The sequence below is a fragment of the Marinobacter sp. AN1 genome (assembly GCF_026013985.1).
GTDB lineage: Bacteria > Pseudomonadota > Gammaproteobacteria > Pseudomonadales > Oleiphilaceae > Marinobacter > Marinobacter segnicrescens.
In genome coordinates, this window is sequence record NZ_CP110342.1 from 4,250,365 (window position 1) to 4,263,158 (window position 12,794).

The following is a 12,794-nucleotide window of genomic DNA, read 5'->3' on the forward strand; positions in this document are numbered from 1 at the left end:
AACTATAATATGGACTTTGATTTTGTAAATTACAGGAAAAGTGACCTTAACCAACCGTTTTCCAGGTGACTGATCCGGGAATGCCTGACGTCAAACCTGTACAAATTTCAGTCTAGAACGCTATGGGGAGGTACGCAGGTAATCGACCACCGGTTTTTAAACCACCAACAACGAAAGCCTATGACCGAGCCAGACCGTATCGATCATTCCATCATGCGGGAACTGCAGAAAAAACGCCCGCATTACCATCACCGAGCTGGCCTCCCGCGTGGGGCTGTCCAAGACCCCCTGCCAGGTTCGCATGCGTCGGCTGGAGGAGCAGGGCTATATCACCGGCTACACCGCCCTGCTCAACCAGACCCGCATGGGTATGAGCCATATCGCCTTCGCCCAGGTGACCCTTAACGACACCAGCAGCAAGGCCCTGGCCGCCTTTAACGAGGCGGTCCGGGGCATTGCTGCCGTCGAGCAGTGCCACATGATTGCCGGCAACTTCGATTACCTGCTGAAAGTCCGCACCCGCAACATGGCCGAATACCGACAGGTGCTGGGGGAGCAAATCTCAGCCCTGCCCCACGTGCTGCAGACCAGCACGTTCGTGGTCATGGAAAGTGTGCGGGACGGGGCCCTCTGACCGGTCCGGGCCATGGTTCTCGCGGACCGGCAGGTAACTACAGTTCCATGAAAAGGTTCCTGCCCCCAAGCAGGAGTACCCAGCTTCTCAGCGGCACACGAAATGGCGATAAAGGCACACTAGCCAAAGTCCCTGATCTGACTGACCAGCTCGGACGCCTTCGCCGGGTCCAGCTGAACAGACGCCAACTGGGTACCAGCACCACCGGCGTTTACCGGTTCCGGGGTTCGGGATTTGCTCCCTGCAACCGGCAGCTCAACCTCCTGCCCCCTGCGTCGCAGTACTTTCATCACGGTGGGGACCGCGGCGTTCTCAGCCACCCATAACAACAACGCAAACACCGGTCCCCCCAGTAGCGTCCCGGCGCCGACAAAACCGAGACTCATGGCGGTGCGACCCAGTCGGGCGGTCCTTGACCTGGTTTCCACCTCTCCACAACTGCGAAGAAGCCTGCGGGAATAGTCATCCGCAATATCTTCCAGTTGCTTGCGGTCGATTTCACCATTGAGATAAGCCTCATAACTGTCGACGAAACCCGCCCGTTTCTCGCCCAGCTCGGTATCCGGCCGCACCAGCTGTTCCCAGAAATCCCTGGCGTCCACCGGAACCCGCCTTGGCAGCTTCAGCGTTGGCGCATCAAACGTTACGGTGTCCATAACGGAATCGACCTGCAACAGGTCGGCGAAAGCCGGGCTGTATCGGGTTTCAACCGCGATGGTGGATGAGTCCAGGGAACTGCCTGCCTGGGCCGGGTCACTGACCGCAGAAAGGCATACGCCGAAGTTGTAGTGGTAAACCTGGTTGGCCAGGCCCATTAGTTCGTTCACCAGGGACTTTGCTTGCGGCTCCTGTCCGGCCAGTTCGAGCACCAGGTTTTCCCACCGTGTTCTCGCTGCGGCATGGGATTGCTCTGATTGCTCCAGGTAGGTCTCCAGTACCCGGCGCCAGAGGTCATCACTGACATGGTTCAGCCCCAGACCCTGCACCGTGTGCCCCTGTAATCGCTGCATCATCAGGGTGAAGCCATGGCTGATATCCTTTTTCGGCCAGGGCAGGAAATTCTGATATTGCTGCAATACCGGCTCCCAACGCTTGAGCATGGGGCCAAGGTCGCTCCATTCGGCAGATTTGCGCAGACCTTCAAAGGACTCCACACCCTGGGAAGCCATGGCTTCCGGCAACTCGGCCAGGGACTCGTTACGCTGCAAAATGCGGACAAAATTCTGTTCGATCAGGAGCTTGAGGGGTGATTTCGAGGGATTCAACAGGGCCTCGCGGGCCGCAGGCAGGTTGAGAAGATAGCCATCGTTGAGCACAATCCGCTCACCCATGACCGCCTTGCGCAGGAGCATGTTGTTCAGGTATTTCAGGTCAATGTCGATATCCCACTTGTAGCGGAACACCGAGTCATCAACCGTTCCCAGGTAGGTGTAACTCTTCCTGCTTGATGGCCCTGCTGTTTTCGTCATCGTTCTCTCGGCGGTTTCTTCATGTACGCCAATCATATGCATCAGGGGTAAGCATTTCGACTAATCGCAGGAAGCAACGGGGAAAAAAATCTAACCGCCTGGGTCACGGCCATGCCTGACCACACCAGCGCATATCAGCAACTGGGCGGCATAGTAGGTGACCATAATGCCGACACCCGATCCGGCAAAGGGCGAGACGAACTTGTCGATGGCAATCAGGGTATCGCTGACCATGAAGATCAGCGCACCCAGGGCAACCCAGAGAAATTGACTGTCATCCCGGAAACCGGCGGAGATCGCCATCAGGCTGATGGCAATCATATAAACCAAAGTTACCAGCTGCAGGTCACCAGTCTGTGGAATGATAAACAGGGTGCAGGCCAGGGCGTAGGCAAGGATCACGGCCGCCCAGGGCAATCGACCCACCCGCCAGCGAAACTGTGTGAGAAATAACGCTGTGTAAGTCAGTTGAGCCAGCAGGAAGGCGCCCAGCCCGTGAATAAACAGGCCGTCCAGGCTGAGCAGAATGTCCCCGGTTCCCGAGAGCACCAGCGCGGCAATCAGGAAGTTACGGGTTCTCCCCGCGCCCTTTGCCACCACCAATTTTAGGAGCAGTGCAATAGGGATGACCTTGAAAAACCACCCCACGCCGTGGGGGAAAACGTCCCGAAGGGAGATATAAAGCAGAGCAAATAGGGCAAAGGCCAGCAGCCAGGCAAGCGATGGCACCAGGCGGGTTGCGGTAACACGAGATGGTTTCATTGGCTCTGCTTCCAGCATGTCTTCACCTCACTCAGTATCGAACCTCATTCACTCTATGTACCCAGTCCGGATGACCAAATACGTCGATGACCTGCTGCCGGGTAAGCGGCAAGGCGTACCAATGCTGACCATCCGGCGTGCCAACTACCGGCTCCTCCCTTTGCCCGGCGCAATGGGAACAGATACCGACCGACAACAGACGTCCCTCCCTGAACACGATGTGGAATCCGCCCCCCGTATAGGCATCGTTCTCTCTGGATTTTTGCTTCCATGAGTCAGGCCACTGTGGAGGCGGTACAAAGGGTGGCAGGTAACGGGCAACCTGTTGCGGTCGCAGAGCACCAATGGAAACCGGTGGACTGTCCGGTGACAGTCTCAGCAGAGCCTCCAAAGGCCTTGAATCCCCTGCTTTCCCCAAATCTATCCCTACCACGTAATAAAGAGGTTCGCCGGAGCCATCAATTTCTTCACCATGGGCCACCAACGGTCCTTTCTCGAAACGTGAGACGTTGGCGCAGCCGGTTAACAGGGTTGCGAGCAGCAGACTGACCAGGATCAAGCGCATGGATATCTCCCCAAACGCAATGATCGATAGTTCAAAGCTCTACGCCATAATGGTGGAGAACAATGATCATTAACCAGTAACAGGTTGTGGTAATGCCAATCGATACCGCGAGGCTGAGGTAGAAGTTGACACCTTGCTTAAGGAGTAACGGCAGAGCGACAAATAATGCCAAAGATGGGATGACCAGCCAGAATACGCTGCTGGCAAGTTCGCTGGCCCTGTCGATATCCCCGGTGTCGATGTATAACCAAAGCAATGCCAGAACAGAGGTCAAAGGCACGGATGCAAGAACCGCCCCGATAAATGAACTGCGTTTTGATATCTCCGAGATCAGCACAACCAGAACCGCAGTTACCAAGACTTTTGTTATGTAGTAGGCCAATTATTCTACCTCTCACCAGCAAATGCATGGAGCCGGGCGCACGGTTCGCGGGTCACACGAACCTCTGGTCGGACTCTGGTCCATACCTGATAGCATAGCCGTCAGACACCCAACCTGAATGCAATATACCAGCCTGTGTGTTTCAATCCCGCTCCTCAGACCTTGATCCGCTGCAGTGCATGACCAAGGTTGAAATAGTAGTTCTGAAAGGCGCAGTTGATCGCCTCCCGCTGCTCACCCCGCGGGTACAGCCCCATCCTGGCTTCGTCGGTTTCCCGGGTGCCCTTTACCAGGAATTCGTTCTTGAAGTCGGCGTCCTGCACGAACGCCTCGAAGGCCCGGGCACAGAGTTCTTCGGGCTTGCTGAAGTAGAGGACACCGGCGGCCTTGTCGGCTTTCGCGGACTGGAGGAACAGCGCGCTGGGTCCGGTGCCGGCCGGGTTCAGCAGAATGGCCTTGTAACAGGCCTGCAGGCGCTGGTTGAGGGGGTGTGAAACCGGGTCGTCCCGGGTCAGCCATAGGGTAGAGCCGAAAGCGCCTTTGCTGCCTTGTTCAAACAGCTTGTCGGCAATGTAGTGATCAAAGGCGTGGAACCACTCATGGGCGATACTGCCGGGACCGGCATTCTTGGCCAGGGCAAAGCTGCGGGTGGCCGGGGTGTAGTGGGCGGATACGCCGGGCTGGCCGCCGATGCCGTATTGCAGGGCCAGGGTACCCCGGAGGGAGATGAGGGTTTCGGTGCCACCCAGGATGGTCATCAGATCGCACAGGGCGTCGTAGAACAGGGCGGCGCTACGCTGTTTTTCCGGCTCGGTGACCCAGCGGCCGATCTCGATGGTGCGGAACTGAAATCGGCGCCGAACGTCGAGGAAGGTAACCGTGGTACCGCCGCGGTGATCCGGCCCGCGGCGGTAGTAGGATCTGGGCATGGGGTCTCACGCTTCGGGTTCAGCGACAGTGTAACTGCCAATGACCGTTTCCCTGAAGCCCTGGCGACGCAGCCCAATGACCTACCACTCCAGCTGCGCGCCGGTCTGGTACTCGATCACCCGGGTCTCGAAGAAGTTCTTCTCCTTGCGCAGGGTGGCCTGTTCGTCCAGCCAGGGGGAGACGTTCTTCGCCCCGGGGAACGGCTCTTCCAGGCCCACGGTTCTCGCCCGGCGGTTGGCGACAAACCGGAACTGCTCGCTGTGGTATTCGGCGGAATAGCCGAGGATGGGATCCCGCAGGATATAGTCAGCATAGGCTTTCTCTGCCGCTTCCGACTCATCCCACATGTCCTGCACCGCCTTGGGATCGAGGGTGATGTTTTCCTCGTCGAGGATCTGGTTGACCACTTTCAGGCCGAAGGAGAAGTGCATGGCTTCGTCCCGCAGGATGTACTGCAGTTGCTCGCCAGTGCCCCGCATCAGGCCCCGGCGCTGCAGGGCGAAGATGGGGCTGAAGCCGTTGTAGAACCAGGCACCCTCGAACACGGCCGCGAAGAACAGATAGGACATGATGAATTCCTGAAGGTCATCCCGGTTGCGCAGGTTCAGGTCGGAGCGCATGGCCGCGTCCAGGCGGCGGTTGGCCATCTGGATCTTGCCGTTGATTTCCGGCACCACCCGGTAGCGGTTGTAGATTTCACTCTGGTCCAGGTTGAGGGTTTCAATGCAGTGCTGGTAAGCCCAGGTGTGCATGGCTTCCTCGTACACCTGGCGGGCCTGGTAGATCTGCAGTTCCGGGGCGCTCATTTTCTCCATCACCGCCAGGCCGATGTTGCGCATGGCGAGGATATCGGAAGTGGTGAGGTAGGCCAGCACGTTCTCGTAGACGTGTTTTTCCGGGGCCGTTAGGCGGTGGTGATAGTCGTGGACGTCCTGGGCCATGTTGACGTCCAGGGGGGTCCAGTGGTTCTTGTTGGCGTTCATGAAGTACTCCCAGGCCCAGGGGTACTTGAACGGCGCCAGCTGGTTGATGTCGGTTTCGCCGTTGATGACGCGTTTATCATCGACATTGACCGGGGCCGGGCCTACGGGGTTTGCAGCTTGCGGGGTGATTTTTGGTTCGTCGTCCCAGTTGAGCATGGAGTTTCTCCGCTTAAAGAATTTGTTGGCCACGGAATCCACGGAAGAACACGGAAGGAAAAACAAAAAAGAAAAGATGAAAGGATCTTTTTAGCCACTAAACCCACGAAAGAACACGAAAGTAAAAGACAACAAAGCCTTTTTCTTTTCGTAGTGAATCTTTGTTCGTGTTCTTTCGTGGGTTTAGTGGCCCGTAACGTTTTTGCCTTTCGCTATTTTCCGTGTTCTTCCGTGGATTCCGTGGCTAAAAAAATCAGTTACTGACAAGCCTCACAATCAGGCTCGTCAATGGAACACACCTGCGGCTGTGGCGCGGCGACCGGGGTGGTTTTTTCAGCACCGGTGGCACCCAGGGAGCGCAGGTAATAGGTGGTTTTCAGGCCCCGCTCCCAGGCCAGCTGGTACAGTTCATCGAGTTTTCGGCCGTTGGGCTCGGCCATGTACAGGTTCAGGCTCTGGGCCTGGTCGAGCCATTTCTGACGTCGCGCGGCGGCTTCCACCAGCCATCTCGCATCGATTTCAAAGGCCGTGGCGTAGCGGGCTTTCAGCTGCGCCGGGATGCGGTCGATCTGTTGCACGCTGCCGTCGAAGTACTTGAGATCGTTGACCATGACGTTGTCCCAAAGGCCCTCAGCCTTGAGGTCACGGACCAGTGAAGGGTTCACCACGGTGAACTCGCCGGAGAGGTTCGATTTGACGAACAGGTTCTGGTAGGCCGGTTCGATGGACTGGGAGACGCCGACGATGTTGGAGATGGTGGCCGTGGGGGCGATCGCCATGACGTTGCTGTTGCGCATGCCGTTGCTGGCAACGAGCTCCCGAACGGGGGTCCAGTCCAGCCGGGTTTCGGTGTTGACCGAGACGTCGCCGTCGCGACGGTTCGCTCTCAGCAGGTCCAGGGAGTCGATGGGCAGGATGCCCTGGTCCCACAGGGAACCCTCGTAACTCCCGTAGGCGCCACGTTCACCGGCTAATGTGGCGGATGCACGGATGGCGAAGTAGCTGAGCTGTTCCATGGCCACGTCAGCGAACTCCACCGCTTCCGGGCTGGCGTAGGGTACGCCCAGTTTGTAGAGGGCGTCCTGGAAGCCCATCAGACCCAGACCCACCGGGCGGTGTTTGAGGTTGGAGTTCTTCGCCTGGGGCACCGCGTAGTAGTTGATGTCGATAACGTTATCGAGCATGCGTACGGCGGTGGTGACGGTCCGCTCCAGCCGTTTTACGTCCAGCTCGCCATCCTGCACGTGGGCCGCCAGGTTCACGGAACCCAGGTTGCACACGGCGATTTCGTCTTCGCTGGTGTTGAGGGTGATTTCGGTGCACAGGTTGGAGCTGTGCACGACCCCTTTATGCTGCTGGGGTGAACGCAGGTTGCAGGGGTCCTTGAAGGTGATCCAGGGATGGCCGGTTTCGAACAGCACGGTAAGCATCTTGCGCCATAGCTGCTTGGCGGAGACCGTCTTGTAAAGGGTGATTTCCCCCTGTTCCGCCAGCTGTTCATAGTGTTCATAGCGTTCCCGGAAAGCGTTACCGTACAGGTCGTGCAAGTCGCTCACATCGCTGGGGGAGAACAGGGTCCAGTCGCCATCTTCACGCATGCGTTCGATCAGCAGGTCCGGCACCCAGTTGGCGGTGTTCATATCGTGGGTGCGGCGGCGTTCGTCACCGGTGTTCTTGCGCAGCTCCAGGAATTCCTCGATGTCCAGGTGCCAGCTTTCCAGGTAGGCGCAGACGGCGCCCTTGCGCTTGCCGCCCTGGTTCACCGCCACGGCGGTGTCGTTGACCACTTTCAGGAACGGCACCACACCCTGGCTCTGACCGTTGGTGCCCTTGATGTGGGAGCCCAGGGCCCGCACCGGGGTCCAGTCGTTGCCAAGGCCGCCAGCCCACTTGGACAGCATGGCGTTGTCACGGATGGCGCCGTAGATGCTCTCCAGGTCATCCTGCACGGTGGTCAGGTAGCAGGAGGACAGCTGGGAATGGCGGGTACCGCTGTTGAACAGCGTGGGGGTGCTGGCCATGTAGTCGAAGCTGGACAGCAGCTCATAGAATTCGATGGCGCGGGTGTTGGGGTCATCCTCCCGCAGGGCCAGGCCCATGGCCACCCGCATGAAGAACACCTGAGGCAACTCCAGGCGGGCCTTGTTCCAGTGCAGGAAGTAGCGGTCGTAAAGGGTCTGCAGGCCAAGGAAGCCAAACTGCTGGTCCCGCTCCGGTTTCAGGGCGGCGCCCAGCCGTTCAAGGTCAAAGGCGGCGAGGGCTTCGTCCAGCAGTTCGTAGCGGATGCCTTCGTGAATAAACGCAGTCAGCGCCTGTGGGTAAACCTCCGCCAGCGAGAGCGTGGTGGGCAGGTTCAGCGCCCCGGCGGTTTCCAGGCGGATCTGTTCCAGCAGCAAACGGGCGGTGACCGCACTGTAGTCCGGCTCCTGTTCGATACGGCCACGGGCGGTCATGATCAGTGCGGACAGTACCCCGGTTTCCTCGATACCGTCGTAGAGGTTGCGCAGGGCGTCTTCCACCAGGGATTCGCCATTGATGCCCTGCAGACCCGTAGCCGCCTGTTCCACCTGCAGTTTCATCAGGCCCAGATCCAGCGGCGCTGATGTGCCATCCGCCTTCTTCACGGTCAGGTGCGGGTGCGCTTCCACTGGCTCGTCCAGCGCCCGCTGGCGTGCGTGTTCCTCCCGGTAGAGGACGTAGGCGCGGGCGACTTTCTGCTCTTCGCCCCGCATCAGCGCCAGCTCCACCTGGTCCTGGATGTCCTCGATATGCACCTTGCCACCAGCCTTAAGGCGACGACTGATGGCCTGGACCACCTGCTCAGTCACGGCTTTGACGGCATGGTTGATATGGGCGGAACCGGCGGCCTGGTCACCCTCCACGGCGAGGAAGGCCTTGGTGACGGCGACGCTGATCTTGGAGGGGTCGAAACCCACCAGGGTGCCGTTGCGCTTGATCACCTGGAGGGATTCCGTGGTGGCTGGGGGTGCTTCGGCCAGGGCTGTGGACATGGGTGTTCTCCTTTACAACGCGTTGGTATTGCTGGCTTCGCGTTGCAGGAGGGGTTGGTTAGCCACGGAATCCACGGAAGAACACGGAAAAAGATGAAAAGATTTTTAGCCACGAAACCCACGAAAGAACACGAAAAAAATGATTACTGAACAAACAGGTCTGGTTGTTTCAACTTCGTGTTCTTTCGTGGATTTCGTGGACCAATAACGTCTTGGTCTTTTGCTTTTTCCGTGTTCTTCCGTGGATTCCGTGGCAAAAAACTGGAACCCGTCCGCTCGCCTTTAAAACGCGAAGGCACAGCACTCTGTCCTTGGCCGGTCTTCGGACTCAGGGGCGTAAACCTTCCGGTTCGGCCTTGCGGGCGACTTCCCGGCGTGTGCCAGTGTCATGATGCCCGTTCGTTCCCCAATACCGCTGCGCGTCAGTTCCGGACTCTCACCGGATTCCCAATACCAGACTGATCATCAATTAATCACAATATCTGGTATTACGCCAAGAACATAAACACTATATACAGAGAAACCACCGACAACAACCATGCTGAGCGACAGAGGGATCAGGATCACACCAGCGAGGTTTCACCCGCCATTTCGATAAACGCCCGGGTGTGGCGGTCGTCGAGGTCTGCCGTTCGAACGCCCAGGTGGATGTGCTTGTGAATGCCCTGTTCACCCAACCTGACTGGCGTGATTGGCAGGCTCTCAGCGTATTCTTCCACCAGCCAAAGGGGTAACGTGGCCACGCCCCGGCCGGCGGCGACCATCTGCAGCATCATCTCGGTGGCTTCCAGTACCTTGTGCTTTTTGGGCAGGCAACTGGCAGGCAACAGGAACTGCTGGAAGATATCCAGGCGCTCGATGGCCACCGGGTAGGTATACAGGGTCTGGGCGGCCACCTGCTGCGGGGTTACCCGTTCCAGCCCGGCAAGCTCACTATCACGGCTGACCACCAGCACCTGCTCGTAGGGAAACACCGGCTCGAAGTGAATCCCTTCCCGAACGATCGGATCTGGCGTCACCAGCAGGTCAATGTCATGGTTGAACAGCGCTGCCATGCCACCGAACTGGAACTTCTGGGTGACGTCCACATCCACCCCTGGCCACCGGGCCAGGAAGGGGTCCACAACTTTCAGCAACCACTGGTAACAGGGGTGACACTCCATACCAATGTTCAGCGCCCCCCGTTCGCCCCGGGCAAACTGCAACAGGCGCTCATCCACCCGTTCCAGCTGGGGCAGCAGGCGGTTGGCCTGTTGCAACAGGTAATCACCAGCCTGGGTGAGCTTGAGGCCCCGACCTTCCTTCTGCCACAAGGGCGTACCCAGTAGCTGCTCGAGCCGGGTGATCTTGTGACTGAGGGCGGACTGGGTCAGGTGCAATGCCCTGGCGGCAGCGGTCAGGGAACCCTGGCGGTCGATTTCCCGCAGGATTTTCAGATGGCTTCGTTCGATCATGGCTATTTATGAATCAATGTCATGGATTGGTGACATTTAACCATTTTTCGTCATGAACTGCAGTGGTTATGCTCCTGCCACTTATTGATTAACAGGAGCACCACCATGGCACTGACACACAACCTCGGGTTTCCCCGCATCGGCACCCGGCGAGAACTCAAATTCGCACTGGAAGACTACTGGAAGCAGAAAACCACCGCGGACGACCTGTTGAACACGGCGAAACACCTGCGGCAGCAGAACTGGCAAACCCAGGCCGACCTGGACTACGCGCCGGTGGGGGACTTTTCCCTGTACGACCATGTCCTGGACATGAGCTTCACCCTGAGCCATCTACCGGAGCGGGTTCAGGGACTTAAGGGCAGCGAACTGGACCACTACTTCCGCGTGGCCCGGGGCCGGTCACCGGCGGACTGCGGTTGCGGCATTGCGGCCGGTGAGATGACCAAGTGGTTCGACACCAACTATCACTACATCGTCCCGGAAGTGTCCGAAGACACGTCGTTCTCCCTCAACAACCAGAGGCTGTTAGAGCAGAATGCCGAGGCGCGCAGTGCCGGTGTGTCCCCCAAGCCGGTGATTATCGGTCCGGTCACCTACCTGTGGCTGTGCAAGGCCCGGGAAGGCGACGACCGCCTGCAACTGCTGGAGCGCCTGCTGCCGGTCTACGGGCAATTGCTGGATCAGCTGGCGGACCTGGGGGTGGACTGGGTTCAGGTGGATGAGCCCGTCCTGGTCACCGAACTGGACGCCGACTGGAAAGCAGCCCTGGAAACCGCCTACCACGCCCTCAAGGGAAGCCGCAGCAAACTGCTACTAACCACCTATTTCGGCACCCTCGCGGAAAACCTGCAGCAGGCCTGCAACCTGCCAGTGGCCGGTCTCCACATAGACGCGGTACGGGGCAAACAGGATGTGCAGGTGGTGGTCGACTGGCTGCCCCCCCACAAGGTGCTGTCCCTGGGGGTGATCGACGGACGCAATATCTGGAAGACGGACCTCAACGGTCTTTTGGAATGGCTGACACCGGTCCACGACAAGCTCGGTGACCGCCTGTGGCTGGCCCCCTCCTGCTCGCTGATCCACGTACCCGTGGACCTGGCCCTGGAGAGCGACCTGGATCCTGAGATCCGCAGCTGGCTTGCCTTCGCCACCCAGAAACTGGACGAACTCCGTGTGCTGAAAAGCGCCCTCAATGAGGGGACTGACGCTGTGGCAGGACCCCTGGCCGATAACGCCCGGGCCATTGCCAGCCGGCGGGCATCAGGCAGGGTCAATAATCCGGACATCAGACAGCAGGTGCAGGCCATCACGCCGGAGCTGGGCCAGCGCAAGAGCCCCTACTCCATTCGGGCGAACAAGCAGGCTCAACATCTGAAGCTGCCCCGCTATCCCACCACCACCATCGGCTCCTTCCCGCAGACCACGGACATCCGCAAATCGCGGCTGGCGTACCGCAAGCAGGAAATCAGCCGGGAACACTATGTCACGACCATGAAGACAGAAATCGAGCGAGCCATCCGCGAACAGGAAAAGCTGGGGCTGGACGTGCTGGTCCACGGTGAGGCGGAACGTAATGACATGGTGGAGTATTTCGGTGAACAGCTGGAAGGCTATATCTTCACCCGCTTCGGCTGGGTGCAATCCTACGGATCCCGCTGTGTAAAACCGCCGATTCTCTATGGTGATATCCACCGCCCCGGTCCCATGACCGTGGAGTGGATTGCCTACGCCCGCTCCCTTACGGACAAGCCCCTCAAAGGCATGCTTACCGGCCCGGTCACCATCCTCAACTGGTCCTTTGTGCGGGACGACCAGCCCCGGCGTGACACCGCCTTCCAGCTGGCCCTGGCCATCCGCCAGGAAGTGCTGGACCTGGAGGCCGCCGGCGTCAACATCATCCAGATTGACGAGGCCGCCCTGCGGGAAGGCCTGCCCCTGCGCCGGTCACAGTGGCAGGACTACCTGGACTGGGCTATCGATGCGTTCCGCATCACCGCCAACGGCGTGAAGGACACTACCCAGATCCACACCCATATGTGCTATTCGGAGTTCAACGACATTATTGAAGACATCGCCCGCATGGACGCGGACGTCATCACCATCGAAACCTCCCGCTCCGCCATGGAACTGCTGGATGTATTCGAGGCGTTCCGCTACCCGAACGAAATCGGCCCGGGAGTCTATGACATCCATTCACCGAACATTCCGTCCCGGGATCAGATCGTCAGCCTGATGAGCAAGGCAGCGGAACGGGTGCCGGCAGAACGCCTGTGGGTAAACCCGGACTGCGGCCTGAAAACCCGGCAGTGGGAAGAAGTCATACCGGCCCTTGAGAATATGGTGGCTGCGGCGAGGGAGTTGCGGGAAGCCGGTTAATCATTGGCCTCTGCCAGACTCCGCTGATAAAGTTACCGACAGGTTAGCAAGTTAACCGGCAACTATGAT

The 12,794-nt window shown here is 58.8% G+C and carries 9 protein-coding genes, 1 pseudogene and 1 riboswitch; of the genes and pseudogenes, 2 read left to right on the top strand and 8 right to left on the bottom strand.

What is annotated here, in order from left to right; translation table 11 throughout:
- The first annotated feature begins 180 nt into the window (after window positions 1–180).
- Window positions 181–634, top strand: a pseudogene (locus LJ360_RS19650) (Lrp/AsnC ligand binding domain-containing protein).
- A gap of 119 nt (window positions 635–753) precedes the next feature.
- Here LJ360_RS19650 and LJ360_RS19655 read toward each other — a convergent pair.
- From LJ360_RS19655 to LJ360_RS19690, 8 genes are all read right to left on the bottom strand, one after another.
- Complete coding sequence (locus tag LJ360_RS19655) at window positions 754–2,103, bottom strand: hypothetical protein (RefSeq protein WP_264994855.1); 1,350 nt, start codon at window positions 2,101–2,103, stop codon at window positions 754–756.
- Window positions 2,104–2,193: 90 nt separating this feature from the next.
- Window positions 2,194–2,865 (bottom strand): lysoplasmalogenase, encoded by a 672-nt coding sequence (locus LJ360_RS19660; protein WP_264994856.1) that lies wholly within the window; start codon window positions 2,863–2,865, stop codon window positions 2,194–2,196.
- 31 nt (window positions 2,866–2,896) lie between these two features.
- Complete coding sequence (locus LJ360_RS19665) at window positions 2,897–3,430, bottom strand: hypothetical protein (RefSeq protein ID WP_264994857.1); 534 nt, start codon at window positions 3,428–3,430, stop codon at window positions 2,897–2,899.
- A gap of 31 nt (window positions 3,431–3,461) precedes the next feature.
- On the bottom strand, window positions 3,462–3,812 hold the full coding sequence (locus LJ360_RS19670; protein ID WP_248234726.1) for a DUF3147 family protein: 351 nt from the start codon (window positions 3,810–3,812) through the stop codon (window positions 3,462–3,464).
- A 155-nt stretch (window positions 3,813–3,967) separates the two neighbouring features.
- Window positions 3,968–4,741, bottom strand: a complete 774-nt coding sequence (locus LJ360_RS19675; protein ID WP_264994858.1) for a CLCA_X family protein — start codon at window positions 4,739–4,741, stop codon at window positions 3,968–3,970.
- Window positions 4,742–4,822: 81 nt separating this feature from the next.
- Window positions 4,823–5,881 carry a ribonucleotide-diphosphate reductase subunit beta gene (locus LJ360_RS19680; RefSeq protein WP_264994859.1) on the bottom strand — a complete coding sequence of 353 codons (1,059 nt, stop codon included), beginning with the start codon at window positions 5,879–5,881 and terminating at the stop codon, window positions 4,823–4,825.
- 257 nt (window positions 5,882–6,138) lie between these two features.
- A complete protein-coding gene (locus tag LJ360_RS19685) occupies window positions 6,139–8,892 on the bottom strand; it encodes a ribonucleoside-diphosphate reductase subunit alpha (protein ID WP_264994860.1) in 2,754 nt (917 codons plus the stop codon).
- Between the two features lie 295 nt (window positions 8,893–9,187).
- Window positions 9,188–9,405: riboswitch (cobalamin riboswitch) on the bottom strand.
- A 50-nt stretch (window positions 9,406–9,455) separates the two neighbouring features.
- Window positions 9,456–10,346, bottom strand: a complete 891-nt coding sequence (locus tag LJ360_RS19690; protein WP_264994861.1) for a LysR family transcriptional regulator — start codon at window positions 10,344–10,346, stop codon at window positions 9,456–9,458.
- A gap of 105 nt (window positions 10,347–10,451) precedes the next feature.
- Between LJ360_RS19690 and metE the strand changes: the two genes are divergently transcribed.
- A complete protein-coding gene (gene metE / locus LJ360_RS19695) occupies window positions 10,452–12,725 on the top strand; it encodes a 5-methyltetrahydropteroyltriglutamate--homocysteine S-methyltransferase (RefSeq protein ID WP_264994862.1) in 2,274 nt (757 codons plus the stop codon).
- The last annotated feature ends 69 nt before the right edge of the window (window positions 12,726–12,794 follow it).

Coding starts and splice junctions, on each gene's coding strand:
- LJ360_RS19655 (WP_264994855.1), bottom strand. CDS start 2,103: ATGACGAAAACAGCAGGGCCATCAAGCAGGAAGAGTTACACCTACCTG.
- LJ360_RS19660 (WP_264994856.1), bottom strand. CDS start 2,865: ATGAAACCATCTCGTGTTACCGCAACCCGCCTGGTGCCATCGCTTGCC.
- LJ360_RS19665 (WP_264994857.1), bottom strand. CDS start 3,430: ATGCGCTTGATCCTGGTCAGTCTGCTGCTCGCAACCCTGTTAACCGGC.
- LJ360_RS19675 (WP_264994858.1), bottom strand. CDS start 4,741: ATGCCCAGATCCTACTACCGCCGCGGGCCGGATCACCGCGGCGGTACC.
- LJ360_RS19680 (WP_264994859.1), bottom strand. CDS start 5,881: ATGCTCAACTGGGACGACGAACCAAAAATCACCCCGCAAGCTGCAAAC.
- LJ360_RS19685 (WP_264994860.1), bottom strand. CDS start 8,892: ATGTCCACAGCCCTGGCCGAAGCACCCCCAGCCACCACGGAATCCCTC.
- LJ360_RS19690 (WP_264994861.1), bottom strand. CDS start 10,346: ATGATCGAACGAAGCCATCTGAAAATCCTGCGGGAAATCGACCGCCAG.
- metE (WP_264994862.1), top strand. CDS start 10,452: ATGGCACTGACACACAACCTCGGGTTTCCCCGCATCGGCACCCGGCGA.